12 protein-coding genes are annotated in these 12,670 nt (G+C 73.6%); 6 read left to right on the top strand and 6 right to left on the bottom strand.

The annotated features are described in order from the left end of the window. Window positions 1-29: 29 nt before the first annotated feature. The 3 genes from OG519_RS02345 to OG519_RS02335 are packed head-to-tail and all read right to left on the bottom strand — an operon-like array spanning window position 30 to window position 2,871. Entirely contained in the window at window positions 30-992 is a 963-nt protein-coding gene (locus OG519_RS02345) for an NAD-dependent epimerase/dehydratase family protein (RefSeq protein ID WP_405577944.1), read from the bottom strand. After that, entirely contained in the window at window positions 989-1,621 is a 633-nt protein-coding gene (locus OG519_RS02340; protein WP_405577943.1) for a dTDP-4-dehydrorhamnose 3,5-epimerase family protein, read from the bottom strand. Before OG519_RS02340 ends, OG519_RS02345 begins: the two co-directional genes overlap by 4 nt. Window positions 1,622-1,626: 5 nt before the next feature. Beyond that, a complete protein-coding gene (locus OG519_RS02335; protein ID WP_405577941.1) occupies window positions 1,627-2,871 on the bottom strand; it encodes a class I SAM-dependent methyltransferase in 1,245 nt (414 codons plus the stop codon). Window positions 2,872-3,037: 166 nt separating this feature from the next. On the opposite strand from OG519_RS02335, the gene OG519_RS02330 reads away from it, so the two are divergent. Both OG519_RS02330 and hsaA read left to right on the top strand, forming a co-directional pair. Then, a complete protein-coding gene (locus tag OG519_RS02330) occupies window positions 3,038-3,367 on the top strand; it encodes a DUF6059 family protein (protein WP_405577939.1) in 330 nt (109 codons plus the stop codon). Between the two features lie 88 nt (window positions 3,368-3,455). Further along, window positions 3,456-4,646: a 3-hydroxy-9,10-secoandrosta-1,3,5(10)-triene-9,17-dione monooxygenase oxygenase subunit gene (gene hsaA / locus OG519_RS02325; RefSeq protein ID WP_405577937.1), complete on the top strand. Its 1,191-nt coding sequence runs from the start codon at window positions 3,456-3,458 to the stop codon at window positions 4,644-4,646. 74 nt (window positions 4,647-4,720) lie between these two features. Here the strand turns inward: hsaA and mca are convergent, their stop codons facing one another. Together mca and OG519_RS02315 are read right to left on the bottom strand one after the other, a co-directional pair. Then, window positions 4,721-5,608, bottom strand: coding sequence for a mycothiol conjugate amidase Mca (mca, locus tag OG519_RS02320; RefSeq protein ID WP_405577935.1), 888 nt, complete (start codon window positions 5,606-5,608; stop codon window positions 4,721-4,723). A 46-nt stretch (window positions 5,609-5,654) separates the two neighbouring features. Beyond that, window positions 5,655-7,079 carry an MDR family MFS transporter gene (locus OG519_RS02315; protein ID WP_405577933.1) on the bottom strand — a complete coding sequence of 475 codons (1,425 nt, stop codon included), beginning with the start codon at window positions 7,077-7,079 and terminating at the stop codon, window positions 5,655-5,657. 109 nt (window positions 7,080-7,188) lie between these two features. Here OG519_RS02315 and OG519_RS02310 point away from each other — a divergent pair, with 109 nt between their 5' ends. Further along, window positions 7,189-7,833 carry a TetR/AcrR family transcriptional regulator gene (locus tag OG519_RS02310; RefSeq protein WP_405577931.1) on the top strand — a complete coding sequence of 215 codons (645 nt, stop codon included), beginning with the start codon at window positions 7,189-7,191 and terminating at the stop codon, window positions 7,831-7,833. On the opposite strand, the gene OG519_RS02305 is transcribed toward OG519_RS02310, so the two are convergent. Continuing rightward, a complete protein-coding gene (locus OG519_RS02305; protein ID WP_405577929.1) occupies window positions 7,812-8,654 on the bottom strand; it encodes an aromatase/cyclase in 843 nt (280 codons plus the stop codon). The two genes, OG519_RS02310 and OG519_RS02305, sit on opposite strands and share 22 nt — an antisense overlap. A 142-nt stretch (window positions 8,655-8,796) precedes the next feature. Here OG519_RS02305 and OG519_RS02300 point away from each other — a divergent pair, with 142 nt between their 5' ends. From OG519_RS02300 to OG519_RS02290, 3 genes are all read left to right on the top strand, one after another. After that, window positions 8,797-9,849: a methyltransferase domain-containing protein gene (locus tag OG519_RS02300; RefSeq protein ID WP_405577927.1), complete on the top strand. Its 1,053-nt coding sequence runs from the start codon at window positions 8,797-8,799 to the stop codon at window positions 9,847-9,849. 99 nt (window positions 9,850-9,948) lie between these two features. Then, complete coding sequence (locus tag OG519_RS02295) at window positions 9,949-10,974, top strand: aldo/keto reductase family protein (RefSeq protein ID WP_405577925.1); 1,026 nt, start codon at window positions 9,949-9,951, stop codon at window positions 10,972-10,974. Window positions 10,975-11,027: 53 nt separating this feature from the next. Further along, window positions 11,028-12,629 (top strand): FAD-dependent monooxygenase, encoded by a 1,602-nt coding sequence (locus OG519_RS02290; protein WP_405577923.1) that lies wholly within the window; start codon window positions 11,028-11,030, stop codon window positions 12,627-12,629. Window positions 12,630-12,670: the final 41 nt, after the last annotated feature.

Below are 12,670 nucleotides of genomic sequence, written 5' to 3'. Positions count from 1 at the left end.
CGCCCGGCGCCGGGCGGGCGGGGCGCGGGTCAGGCGCCCGGCACCGGGGCACCCGAGCGGACGGAGTCCCACATGGCTCGGAGGGAGGCAGCGGTGTCGAGGCGGGGCCGCCACCCCAGCAGCCGCGCGGCCCGCGCGGGGTCGACCCTGATCCAGTCGGCGCCCTGGCTGTGGACGTTGCCCGGCCGGGTCCGCACGGTGTCACGGGGCAGCCCCGCCGCCGCGACCAGGCCGTCCACCAGGTCGCCGATGGGCAGCGCCTGGCCGCGCCCGATGTTGACGACCGGGCCGGGGGAGCCGAAGTCGCCCTGCCAGCGGCGGCTCGCCGCCCGGACGACCGCGTCCGCCGCGTCACGCACGTCGACGTAGTCGCGCCAGGCGTCAGCGAGGGTCAGCTCGAACCTTCCGCCGGGCGCGGTCCCGGCCAGGCGGACGGCCAGCGAGCCGAGGAAGCTCTCCAGGGCCGGGTGCGGACCGATCGTGTTGGCCATCCGCAGCACCACCGCGTCCAGGGTGCCCGACCGGGCGGCGTCCAGGACGAGCCGTGAGGCGACAAGCTTGGCTCGCGGGTAGTCCGCCTCCGGGGCCGGCTCGGTCCACTCGGTCAGCGAGCTGCCGGCCGGCGTGGGACCGTATTCGTGGACGGTGCCGAGCTGGACCAGGCGCGGTCGCCGCCCGGCGGGCAGCAGCGCCACGGATGCCAGCAGCCGCTCGACCAGCCCGACGTTCACCGGTCGGACGTCCGCGCCCCAGCCGAGCGTCGCGTTCACCACGGCGTCGGCCCGTTCCCGCGCCAGGACGTCCGCGAGGTCCCGGGCGGAGCAGGCGGCCGCGTCCAGGGCCAGGAAGGGCAGCGGCCCCAGGTGCGGCGCTGGCCGGCGGGCGACGGCCAGGACGTCGCTGCCCGCGGCGGTAAGGGCCGCGCACACGTGGCGGCCGACACAGCCGGTGGCTCCGAGCACCACCACCTTGGCCGGCGCCGTCCCGTTCACCGGGGCCCGCCGGGCTCCGCGCACTCGGTGTAGCGGGGCAGCATGCCGCGTGCCTCGGCCTCGGCCAGGCCGATCGCCGCGGTGTCGCGGGCGGAGAGGACGAAGTCCACGTCCCGCGGCCAGGGCAGGCCGAGCTGCGGATCGAACGGGTCGATGGCCTGTTCGAGGCCGGGCACGTACTCGGTGGACACCAGATAGGACATCACCGTGTCCTCCTCCAGCGCGAGGAAGGCGTGGCCGACGCCCTCGGCGAGGTACACCGAGCGCAGGTCCTCGCTGTCCAGCTCGACCGCCTCGTACGCGCCGAAGGTGGGCGAGCCGAGCCGGATGTCCACCACCACGTCCAGCGCCCTGCCCCGGGCGCAGTGGACGTACTTGGCCTGCCCTGGGGGCGTGGTGGTGAAGTGCACCCCGCGCAGCACCCCCCGGGCCGAACGGCTGTGGTTGGTCTGCGCCACCGGGAAGGGGTGGCCGACGGCGGATATGAAGGCCTCCTGCCGGAGCGGCGAGACGAACAGCCCCCGCTCGTCACGGTGGACCGGGGGGGTGAACAGGTGGCAGCCGGCGACCGCCAGCTCGCGCGTCCCGGCCAGCGCGGGGCCGGCCGTGCGCGGGGAATCCGTTGTCACGGCGCTCACCCCACGACGTCGAGGACGGGCAGCGGAAAGACCAGCTTGCCGCCGCTGGCCAGGAAGTCCTGCTCGCGCTGCACGAAGCCGTCGCGGTAGATCCAGGGCAGCACCAGCATCTGGTCGGGACGGCTGTCCTTCGCCTCCTCCTGGGAGACGATCGGGATGGACGTGCCGGGTGTGAACGCGCCGTGCTTCTCCTTGTTGACCTCGCCGATGCACGGCAGGTCCCGTTCAGTGAGACCGCAGAACTGGAGGATCACGTTGCCCTTGGTCGAGGCCCCGTAGCCGATCGTCCGCCGGCCGGCCCGGCGCGAGGCTGCGAGGAAGTCGAGCAGCCGGTCGCGATACTCGTCCACCCGGCCGGCGAATGCCGTGTACGGCGCGGGCGTGTCCAAGGCGAGCGCCGCCTCGCGGGCCCGCAGACGGGCCAGCGCCGGCTCGTCCACCGGATACGGGGAGTCCTGCCGGGCCAAAACGGCGCACAGGCTGCCGCCGTACACGGAGTTCAGCTCGGCCCTGACGACCTTGAGGCCCACCCGCTGGGCCATCCACTCGATCTGCCGGAGCGCGTAGTATTCCAGGTGCTCGTGGCACACCACGTCGTACGCCGTGGCCTCCAGCATGGCGGGCATGTAGCTCTGCTCCAACAGCCACACGCCGTCCCTGGTCAGGATATCGTGGACGTCCTGCATGAAGTCCATCGGCCGCGGCAGGTCGTAGAAGACGGCGACCGAGGTGACGACTTTGGCGCGCCGCTCGCCGTAGTGCTCGGTGAACAGGCGCCGGGAGAAGTAGTCGGGGATCAGGGCCGCGCCGTCCGGGTACAGGGCGCGGAACTTCTCGCCGCTCGGATCGATGCCGACCAGGTCGGGGCGCCCGGCCGGTCCGGTGGGGTAGCCGCGCAGCAGCGTCGCGTCGTTGCTGCCGATATCGACAACCAGGTCGCCCGCGCCCACTCCGGTCAGGGCGACCAGGTCGGTGACCATGCCGCGCAGATGGTTGATCATGAACTCGCCGAGTCCGGAGCGGTAGCCGTAGTGCTCCCCGTACATCAGGTCGAAGTCCGCCGTGTGCAGCAGCTGCACCAGACCGCACCCCTCCGGAGAGCACCTGACGAGTTCCAGCGGAACGCTGACCACCTCCGCGTCTCGGGTCCTGGGGAAGACGCTGGTCAGCCTCTGTTGCCCAAGGTCCAGCACGGGCTGCAGCGAGCGGTTGCCGCAGATGCGGCACACGTCGATCTTCATCTGACCTCCATCGATGGCCTGCCTGCTTCGGCGCCTGATTGTGGTGACCCGGGCTTGAGCAGCGGTGGACCGGGCGGCGGCCTGCGGTCCCCCGGGCCCTCGACCGGCGCGCGAGCACGCTCCGGCAGCCTCTGCCGTCATCCGTGACCAAAGGGGGAGGAACGACGTGAGACGGTGGCGGCGCGACGGCCGGCGGCTGGTCATCGACCGCTGCCTGCGGCCAGTCTGGAACAGCCTGATGACGCTGGGCATGATCCAGCTCGGCCCCCTGATCGACGGCGACCCGCGGCTCTCGGCCTGGCCGGAGGCCCTCACGCCGGCCGCCCGCCCCGGCCCGGCGGCCCGGTGGCCCTCCGTGCCCGGGGCCGGCGGTCCGGCCGCCGGCCATCCCGAACGCCTGTGCCCGGAGGTACCGCTGTCGAGGCCGGAGCAGCTCATCGCCCTCGACCTGTGGCCCGCCGGCCGGGTGGACCTGACCGGACCGCTGGAGGGTTGACCACGATTCGAGCGGACCGCGCCACGATGGCGGCGGGTGCCGCGCAGGCCGGCGCCCGCGACGGCTGGTGTCGAGGACGGAGTGAGCCGTGGAGTGTGACGAGATCGAGCAGGGCCCGCAGCGGGCGGTCCTGGAGGCCGTGCGTGACCTGGCGCCCGGGCTGCGCGCACGGGCCGAGGAGAGCGAGCGGACGTGCCGGCTGCCGAAGGTGTCGGTGAAGGAGCTGCGGGAGACCGGGTTCTTCCGGCTGCTGACGCCGCGCACGTACGGCGGGCTCGCCGCCGACCCCCGTGCGCACTTCACCGCGGTCACGTCGCTGGCCGCCGCGTGCGGCTCCACCGGCTGGGTGGCGTCGGTCTTCGGCGTACACCTGTGGCACGTGGCGCTGTTCGACCCGCGCGCCCAGCGCGAGGTCTGGGGAGACGACCCCGAGGCCCTGGTCTGCTCGTCTTACGCTCCCGCGGCGACCACCGCCGAGGCGCCTGGCGGGTACACCCTCAGCGGCCGGTGGAGCTTCTCCTCTGGCTCCGGCCACGCCTCCTGGGTGCTGCTCGGCGCTCTCGTGCCGGGCGGTGAGGGGGCGTCGCCCGGCATGCGAGCGCTACTGCTGCCGCGGTCCGACGTCCGGGTGGAAGAGCACTGGGAGACCGTGGGGCTGCGCGGCACGGGCAGCAACGACATCGTCGTGGAGGAGGTGTTCGTGCCGGCCCACCGCACCATCGAGGTGGGGGTGAGCGAGCGCTCCTTCCCGGGGTGGGAGGCGAATCCGGAGCCGCTGTACCGGATGCCGTTCCCGGCGATGTTCACCACTGCGGTCGCGGCGCCGTCCGTCGGCATCGCCGAGGCCGCCTACCGGGACCACTGCGACACGCTGCGCGGCCGTATCGCCGCCGGGCGGCCCCGCCGCGGCGACCTGGAGACCGCCGGGCAGCTGCGGATCGCCCGGGGCGCCAGCGACATCGACGCGTCCTGGCGCCAGCTCGTCGGGAACATCGGGGAGCTGTACGGGTGCGTCGTGCGGGGCGGGGTGCCCTCGCTCGCCTCGCGGGCCCGCGTCAGGCGCGACCAGGTGCTGGCCACCGTGCGGGCGATGGAGGCCGTGGACCTGCTGATGGCCCACGCCGGGGGCAACGCCATGCGGACCGGGTCCGGTCCGCTGCAACGGGCCTGGCGGGACATCCACACGGCGCGCGGCCACGCGGCCAACGATGTCGAGCGCGGCCTGCTGCCCAGTGCCCAGGAGAGCCTGGGCATCGAGGTCCGCGAGACGATGGTGTGATGCGGCGCCGCGGCGGGCCCGGCAGCCCGCCCGAGGGTGCCGGGCCCGCGGGCGAGCCGGTCCGGGCGACCGGTTCAGCCGGTGGCGGCCGCCAGCCCGGCGAACAGGTCGGTCTCGGGCAGGCCGGTCGGCACCCGCGACGAGACTAGGTGGTAGTCCTCGGTGGGCCAGACCGCGGCCTCCAGGTCCATCGGGCAGGACAGCTCGGGACCGTCCGGGTTCACCTGGGTCTCGTGGCTGAGCAGCGCCGCGCGCCGCACGGGGAAGTACTCCGCGCACCGGACACTGGTGGTGACCTCCCACGTCGGCCAGTTCTCGGGCCAGTCGGCCAACACCTCGCCGGCGGGTGAGTGCAGTCCGGCGCCCCGCATCGCGGCGTCAATCGCCTGGAAGTACGCCTTGTTGAACGCACAGGTGTAGTACAGCTTCAGCGGCTGCCAGGGATCGCCGGTGCCAGGGAAGCGGTCCGGGTCGCCCGCGGCGTGGAACGCCTCCACCGCGACCCTGTTGGTCATGATGTGGTCGGGATGCGGGTAGCCGCCGTTCTCGTCGTACGTGACGATCACCTCCGGCCGGAAGGCGCGCACCGCCGCGACCAGCGGCCGCGTCGCCTTCTCCAGCGGCTGGAGCGCGAAACAGCCCGACGGCAGTTCCTCGTCGTCCTTGGGCAGCCCCGAGTCGACGAAGCCGAGGAACCGCTGGTCGATCCCGAGGATCTGCCGGGCCCTGTCCATCTCCTTGCGGCGGCGTTCGGGCAGCTCGGCCCACACCTCCGGCCGGTCGAGCCGGGGGTTGAGCACGGCTCCGCGCTCGCCGCCGGTCATCGTGCACACCAGGACCTCGGCGCCCTCCCTGAGGTACTTGACGAGCGTGGCGGCGCCCTTGCTCGACTCGTCGTCCGGATGGGCGTGCACGGACATCAGGCGCCGCCCGGCGCGGGGCGGTCGTGGGGAGGCGGGCATGGATGGGACTCCTTCATAGGGGGTGGAGGCGGCGGGACGTGCCGGGTCAGTCCTGTCCGGGCGCGCGGCGAGGGTACATCGCGGCCGGCACGAGGGTCAGGGCGCCGAAGGCGAGCGACCACCAGAACGTGTGGACGTAGGCGTCCCCCACGCTTCCGCCGCCGTCGGCCAGGGCGCTCTGCAGGATGACGGCGAGCACGGCGGTCCCGATCGAGCCGCCGATGCGGTTGAGCACGGTACGGGCGCTGGTCGCGGCGGACACCTGGCTGCGCCGTACGGAGGTGTAGGTGGCGGCGACGTTCGGCGGGGTGATCGCGCCGAACCCTACGCCCCGCACGAACAGCGCCGCGACGAGTACCGCGAAGCCGCCGTGCGCGGTGGGCAGGACGAACGGCACGGTTCCGAGCAGCGTCAGCACGATCCCCACCACCACCACGGCCCGCGGCCCGTAGGTGTCGGTGAACCGGCCCGCCAGCGGGGTGACCACCGCGGTGCCGATCGCCTGCGGGGCGAGCATCAGCGCGGCCTGCAGGGTGCTGAGGCCGCGCACCTGGAGGAAGTAGAGCGGGATCAGCAGCATGGAGCTGTAGAGCGTGGCGCCGAGCAGAAAGGTGTTGATGCTCGCCAGCGTGAACCCCCGGCCGGCGAATAACCGCAGGTCGAGCAGCGGGGCGGTACGGATGCGCAGTGCGTGGACGACGTATCCGGCCAGCAGGGCGAACCCGGCGGCCAGCAGGAGGGCGTGGCGCAGGTCCAGGCCGTGGCCGCCGGCGTGGGAAAGCGCGTAGACCACCGCGGCCAGGCCCGGTGGCAGCAGGACGAGGCCGAGGACGTCGGGCTTGAGGGTCGTCTGCCGCTCGCCTCTGTCGTCGGGCACGATCCGGACCGCGAGGACCAGGGCGGCGATCCCCACCGGGACGTTGAGGTAGAACAGCCAGCGCCAGCCCGCCCCGTGCACCAGGATTCCGCCGAGGACCGGGCCGAGGATCGGCGCGAGCGCGACCGGCATGGTGATGACGCCGATCAGCCGGCCGATGCGCCGTGGCCCCGCGATCTTGGCGACGATGGCCTGCCCGATGGGTTCCATCAGGCCGCCGCCGACACCCTGGAGCATCCGGAAGGCGATCAGCGCGCTGGGCGACCAGGCCATCCCGCTGAGCGCGGACGCGGCCACGAACACCGCCACCGAGGCAAGCCACATCCGCTTGCCGCCGAACCGTTCGATCAGCCATCCGGCCAGCGGCGCGACGAGCGCGACGGTGAGCAGGTAGCCGGTACTCACCCACTGGATGACGGACAGCGTGGTGCTGAGCCCGCTGGCCATGGGCCCCACGCCGACGTTGACGATCGTGCCGTCGAGCGAGGCGAGCACGGCGGCGAGCACCAGAACCAGGCCGATGCGCACCAACTGGGGGTCGAGACGGTCCTCTTCGTCGGGCGGTACGGCGGACGGCGGAACGGTGTGTTTCACACGGGCCTCCTGGCGGGTGAGTGGGGCCGGAGACGCCAGAATTTATGTCGACTGCGGAATTATGTCAAATACTAAAATGGGTTCCGCCCAGCGGCGTACCATGAGTGCCATGCGGACACCGGCTCCCGGGCTGCGGGAGCGCAAGAAGCAGCAGACGCGGGAGCGCCTGGCGCATGTCGCGACCCTGCTCTTCATCGAGCGGGGATTCGAGAACGTGACGATCGCGGAGGTCGCCGCCGCCGCCGACGTCTCAAAGATGACGGTCACCAACTACTTCCCCCTCAAGGAGGACCTCGTCTTCGACGCGCACGGGCTGGTGGTCGCCTCCCTGGCGGAGGCCGTCCGCGGCCGGCCGGCCGGAAGCTCCGCGCTGCACGGCCTGCGCGCGGCGTACCTCCAAGCGCTCGGCGGCGGCTATCCGGTACTGACCGGGCACGCCTCGCCCGGCTTCGCCCGGCTCGTGCACGAGAGCCCGAGGCTGCGCTCGCGCGAGCGCGAGATCGACGAGCAGCGCGAGGCCGCGCTCGCCGCCCAGCTGGCCGCCGAGACCGAGGCCGCGCCAGGCGACCTCGCCTTCAGGCTCGCCGCCGCCCAGCTGGCCGCCGCCCACCGGGTGCTGGTCCGCCTCATGCGCTCCTGGCTGCGGGGCGGCGTCCCTCCAAAGGAGGCGGATCGGCGCGCGGCGGTGGCGGCGGCGCAGGCGTTCGGCGCGCTGGAGCCGGCTCTCGGCGATTACGCGGTGCGCGCGGGCTGACCCACCGCGACCAGGACGCGGGCCACCGCTCCCGGCAGCCAGCGTCCGAGCGCCGCCGGCGCCGGGCCGTCCTCGGCTGCGGTCACGGCCGCCGAGACCGTCACCTCGGCGCCGTCTCGGGTACCGGCCACATCGATCCGGGCGGTGGCCGCGTGCAGCCGGCCGCTGAGCGCGGTGACCCGCTTGAGGACGATCGCCCGGCCCACCGCCGGTGCCCACGCCCAGCCGGCGCCGTCGTGCTCGACCGCGTGCAGCGCGCGCTCGAAGGCGGATCCGGCGTCGGTGGCGGTCAGCTGGACGCTCGCCCGTGCGCGCACCGTGCGGGCCGTCAGCCGCGCATGGGACTCGGCGACCTCGCGCAGCTGGGCCAGTTGGGCCTGGCCGCCGAGGTCGACGCGGTCGAGCGCGGCTTGCCGCTCGCCCTCACCGGCGTCGTCGCCCCCGGTGAAGGTGAGGGCGTGCTCCAGACGCACCTCGGTGGTGCCTGGGCCGGTCTCGGTGAACGACCACTCGCCGCGTAGGGCGCACACTGGCGGCGTGTCGCCGATGTGTTCGAAGGTTATGGTGCGGGCCGCCGCGTCCACGGTGCGCCGCGCCGTCCAGGCGCGGATACCGTCGCCGGGCGCCAGCACCCAGCGCTGCACCGTCTCCTGACCACCGTCGACGGTCACCTCGGCGTGCAGATGGGATCCGAAGAACTGCGGAGCGCGCTCCACCTGCGCCACGAGGTCGAAACACAGGTCTGCGGGCGCCGCCACCGAGGAACGGTGCACGACGACCTGGCGGGCTGCCTCCGGCTTGTCGGTCATGGGCACTGACATGAGCTTTTCCTCTCGTTCGTCTGTCCCTTCCCGCCGAGTCTGCCGGGCCGCCCTCGATGGCCGATCGAGGCGGCTTCGAGCGGCAGGCCACACTCTGGCCAGGTCAACCCGGCATTCGGGAACGAGAGGAACGACGACAGGCATGCCCGCAGTCGCACCGCCCCCGGGGGCGATCACCCGGCAGACCATCCTGGAGACCCTGCTGGCCTTCAAAAGGACCAGCCTGCTGCGCACCGCCATCGAGCTCCGGCTCTTCGACGCACTCGCCGGCGGCCCGTACGGGGCCGCCAGGGTGGCCGAGACGGTCGGCGCGCCCGCGCGCGCGGTGCGCGTGCTGCTCACCGCGCTGGCCGCCGCCGGTCTCGTCACCGAACAAGGGGCGCCCGAGCACGAGGAGTTCGGGCTCGTGGAGGGCGCCGAGCGGCTGCTGGTGACCACCAGCCCCGAATACGCGGGCGGCGCCGCCGAGGTCGCGGCCTCGCAGCAGGAGTGGGAGTCGATGGGCGCCCTCACCGAGACCGTACTGGCCGGCGCGACCCTGCTGGACGAGGACGCGGACGCGGGCTCGCGCGACTTCCCCTACTGGCGCGCGTTCGCCGTCCACGGCACCTTCGCGACGCGTCCGGTGACCCGGGCCGTCACCGGGGCGCTCCGCCCGTGGGCCGCGGACCGCGATGAGATCCGGCTGCTCGACGTCGGCTGCGGACACGCCCTGTTCGGCCTGGCGCTGGCCCAGGAGTTCCACCAGGCCCGCATCGTCGGCGCCGACTGGGGGAGCGTCCTGCCGCGGGCCCGGGAGAACGCCGAGGCGATGGGACTGGCCGACCGCGCCTCCTGGATCGCCGGCGACGTCTTCACCGAGGACCTCAAGGGCCCCTACGATCTGGTGGTCCTCGCCAACTTCCTGCCGCAGTACCCGGAGGAGGAGGGCACCCGCCTCCTGCGGCGCCTGCGCGGCGTGCTGGCGCCCGGCGGGCGCGTGGTCGCCGCCGGGTTCACGGTCGGCGACTTCGGCCCCCTTCCGGAGTTCGGCGGCCGGATGCTCTCGCTGCTGCTGCTCGCCTGGACCCGGGGGGGTGAGGTCCCGGCCACTGCCGGCTACCTGCGGATGTTCCGCGATGCCGGATTCACCGAGCCGGAGGTGCACGACACCCCGGGGCTGCCCTCCCGGCTATTCGTCGCCGGTGCGCGCTGACCTCGCACCAGGCCGGCCCGCACCGGGACGGACCCGAGGCGGGGCAGCACGCACCGAGGCGGCCGCCGGCCTGATCCGGGAGCAACGGAGGAGGGAACCATGCAGTACGCACCGCTGGGCGACAGCGGCCTGATGGTCAGCCGGGTGGCGTTCGGCAACTCGCTGACCCACGGCAACCAGGTCTCCGACGACGTGGCCAGGGACTGCCTGCACGCCGCGCTGGACGCCGGAGTCACCACCTTCGACACCGCCGACGCGTACGCGGGCGGCCGCGCCGAGGAACTGCTCGGCGCGGCGCTGGCCGGCATGCGCCGCGCCGACCTGGTGCTGTGTACCAAGGTCGGCCGCTCGCCGCGGCCGGGTCCCAACGAGGGACGGCTGTCGCGCAAGCACATCCACGAGTCGGCCGAGGCGTCGCTGCGCCGCCTCGGCACCGACTACGTGGACCTCTACCAGGCGCACCGCTGGGACGACCGCACGCCGCTAGAGGAGACGATGTCGGCGTTCGCCGACCTGGTGCACGCCGGCAAGGCTCTCTACATCGGCGTCTCGGAGTGGACGGCCCCGCAGATCCGGGCCGGGGCGGCGCTGGCGTGCGGCCTGCGCGTCCCGCTGGTCTCCAACCAGGCCCAGTACTCACTGCTGTGGCGAGTCATCGAGGACGAGGTCGTGCCCGTCTGCACCGAGGCCGGTGTCGGCCAGATGGTCTGGTCGCCGCTGGCCGGAGGCGTGCTGACCGGCAAGTACCGGCCGGGCCGGGAGGTTCCCGGCGACAGCAGGGCGGCACGCACCGAGGGCGGCGCCCGGTCCATGAGGCGCTGGCACCACCTGGACGACGAGGTGCTGACGGCGGTCGAGGCCCTGGGTCCGCTCGCCGGTGAGGCTGGGCTCACCCTGCCGCAGCTCGCCCTGGCCTGGGTGCTGCGCAACCCGGCGGTGTCGTGCGCCGTCACCGGCGCCTCGCGCCCCGACCAGCTCACCGGCAACCTGCGGGCCTTGGAGGTGGAGCTCGACGAGGAACTCGTCAACCGGGTGACCGCCGTGCTGGCCCCGGTCGCGGTCACCGATCCGGCGATGGCCGGACGGGCGCCGGGTCCGGGGCAGCCGGCGCGCACCGATGGCTGAGACCGCCGAAGAGTCGAAGCGACAGCGAAGCGACCTCAGAAAAGGAGAACACGATGCCCGAGACGACCACCCAGGTCCTTGTCGTGGGAGGAGGGATCGTCGGGCTGTCCGCCGGCGTGTTCCTGCGGGACCACGGTGTGGACGTTGTCCTGGTCGAACGGCACCGGGACACGTCGGTACTGCCCAAGGGCCGCAACCTCAACGCCCGTACCATGGAGGTATACCTCTCCCACGGCGTCGAGGCCGACCTGCGCGCCGCTCCGCAGTCGGTCTTCGTGGAGTTCGACGAACGCTGCCGCGCGGTGACCCTGGCCGGCGAGGAGATCCTGCGCGAGGTGCGCCCCGCACCGGAGACGCTGAGCGGCCTGAGCCCGACCGAGGCGGCGCTGGTGGACCAGTCCGCCGTCGAGCCGGTGCTGCGCGAGCACGCGGTGCGGCGCGGCGCTGACGTGCGGTTCTTCACCGAGCTGATCAGTCATGAGGACACCGGCGACGGGATTGTCGCGGTGATCGCCGACCGCGCCACCGGCGAGCGGACCACCGTGCGCGCCGACTGGCTGATCGCGGCCGACGGCCACCGCTCCGGTGTCCGCGACGGCCTCGGCATCGGCCGTTCGCTGATCAGGGAGGCCACACCGGTGGTCAGCATCGTGTTCGAGGCCGACCTCACCGGGCCGCTGCGGGGACGCCGGGTGGCCCTGGCCTATCTGGACCATCCGGAGCCGGGGACGCTGCTCACCCCGCTGGACACGCTGGAGCGCTGGCTGCTCATCGTCCCGTACCACCCGGAACGCGGCGAGGGCCCCGACGACTTCACGCCCAAGCGCTGCGAGCGGCTGATGCGCGCCGCCGTCGGCGTGCCGGACCTGCCAACCCGGGCCATCCCGGCGATCCCCGGCTCCAGCCGGCTCGCCCACCCGTGGGAGATCACCGCGTGGGTGGCGGACCGCTACCGCGACGGGCGGGTCCTGCTGGCCGGCGACGCGGTGCACGTCATGCCGCCGACCGGCGGCCTGGGCGCCAACACCGGTATCCAGGACGCCCACAACCTGGCCTGGAAGCTTGCCGCGGTCCTGGCGGGCCGGGCCGGCGAAGCGCTCATCGACACGTACGGAAGCGAGCGCCGGCCGGTGGCCCTGCTGGCCGCGGGGTTCGCGACCGAGCGGCAGAACGACCGGTCCGCCGGGCGCAGCGACGGTCTCGGCGAGCTGGACATCCTGGCGGTCATGATGGGCTACCGCTACCGGTCGAAGGCCGTCCTCGGGGCCGGCCCGCCGGAGCCGGTCGCGCTGCACCCCAAGGAGCTGGACGGCGCACCGGGAACCCGTGCCCCGTACTACCCCGTGACCGACGGCGGGCGGCAGCTGTCGAGCACCGAGTTGTTCCGTGACCGATTCGTCCTGCTGACCGGGCCGGCCGGCGCGGGCTGGGCGCGGGCCGCCGAGGCGCTGGGCCCCGGGGAGGGGATCCGTACGGTGCCCCTGGGGGCGGACGCCGGCCCGTCGGGGTCCGGCCGGCCGGAAGCGTTCGGGGTGCGCGCGGACGGCGCGGTCCTGGTGCGGCCGGACGGGTTCGTGGCCTGGCGCACCGAGGCTGGCCAGGCACCGTCGGAACAGGCCCTGCGGCATGTCCTGGACCGCGTGCTGGCACGCTGAACGCGCCGCCGCATCGGAAGGCGCCCGTACCAGGACAACTG

The sequence above is a fragment of the Streptomyces sp. NBC_01190 genome, from assembly GCF_045039895.1.
Lineage (GTDB): Bacteria > Actinomycetota > Actinomycetes > Streptomycetales > Streptomycetaceae > Actinacidiphila.
This window is presented reverse-complemented; position numbering and strand designations above follow the sequence as displayed.

Bases quoted from the DNA above. Each gene is read 5' to 3' on its own strand.
- OG519_RS02300 (WP_405577927.1), top strand. From the start codon at position 8,797: ATGCCCGCAGTCGCACCGCCCCCGGGGGCGATCACCCGGCAGACCATC.
- OG519_RS02305 (WP_405577929.1), bottom strand. From the start codon at position 8,654: ATGTCAGTGCCCATGACCGACAAGCCGGAGGCAGCCCGCCAGGTCGTC.
- OG519_RS02335 (WP_405577941.1), bottom strand. From the start codon at position 2,871: ATGAAGATCGACGTGTGCCGCATCTGCGGCAACCGCTCGCTGCAGCCC.
- OG519_RS02295 (WP_405577925.1), top strand. From the start codon at position 9,949: ATGCAGTACGCACCGCTGGGCGACAGCGGCCTGATGGTCAGCCGGGTG.
- OG519_RS02310 (WP_405577931.1), top strand. From the start codon at position 7,189: ATGCGGACACCGGCTCCCGGGCTGCGGGAGCGCAAGAAGCAGCAGACG.
- mca (WP_405577935.1), bottom strand. From the start codon at position 5,608: ATGCCCGCCTCCCCACGACCGCCCCGCGCCGGGCGGCGCCTGATGTCC.
- OG519_RS02290 (WP_405577923.1), top strand. From the start codon at position 11,028: ATGCCCGAGACGACCACCCAGGTCCTTGTCGTGGGAGGAGGGATCGTC.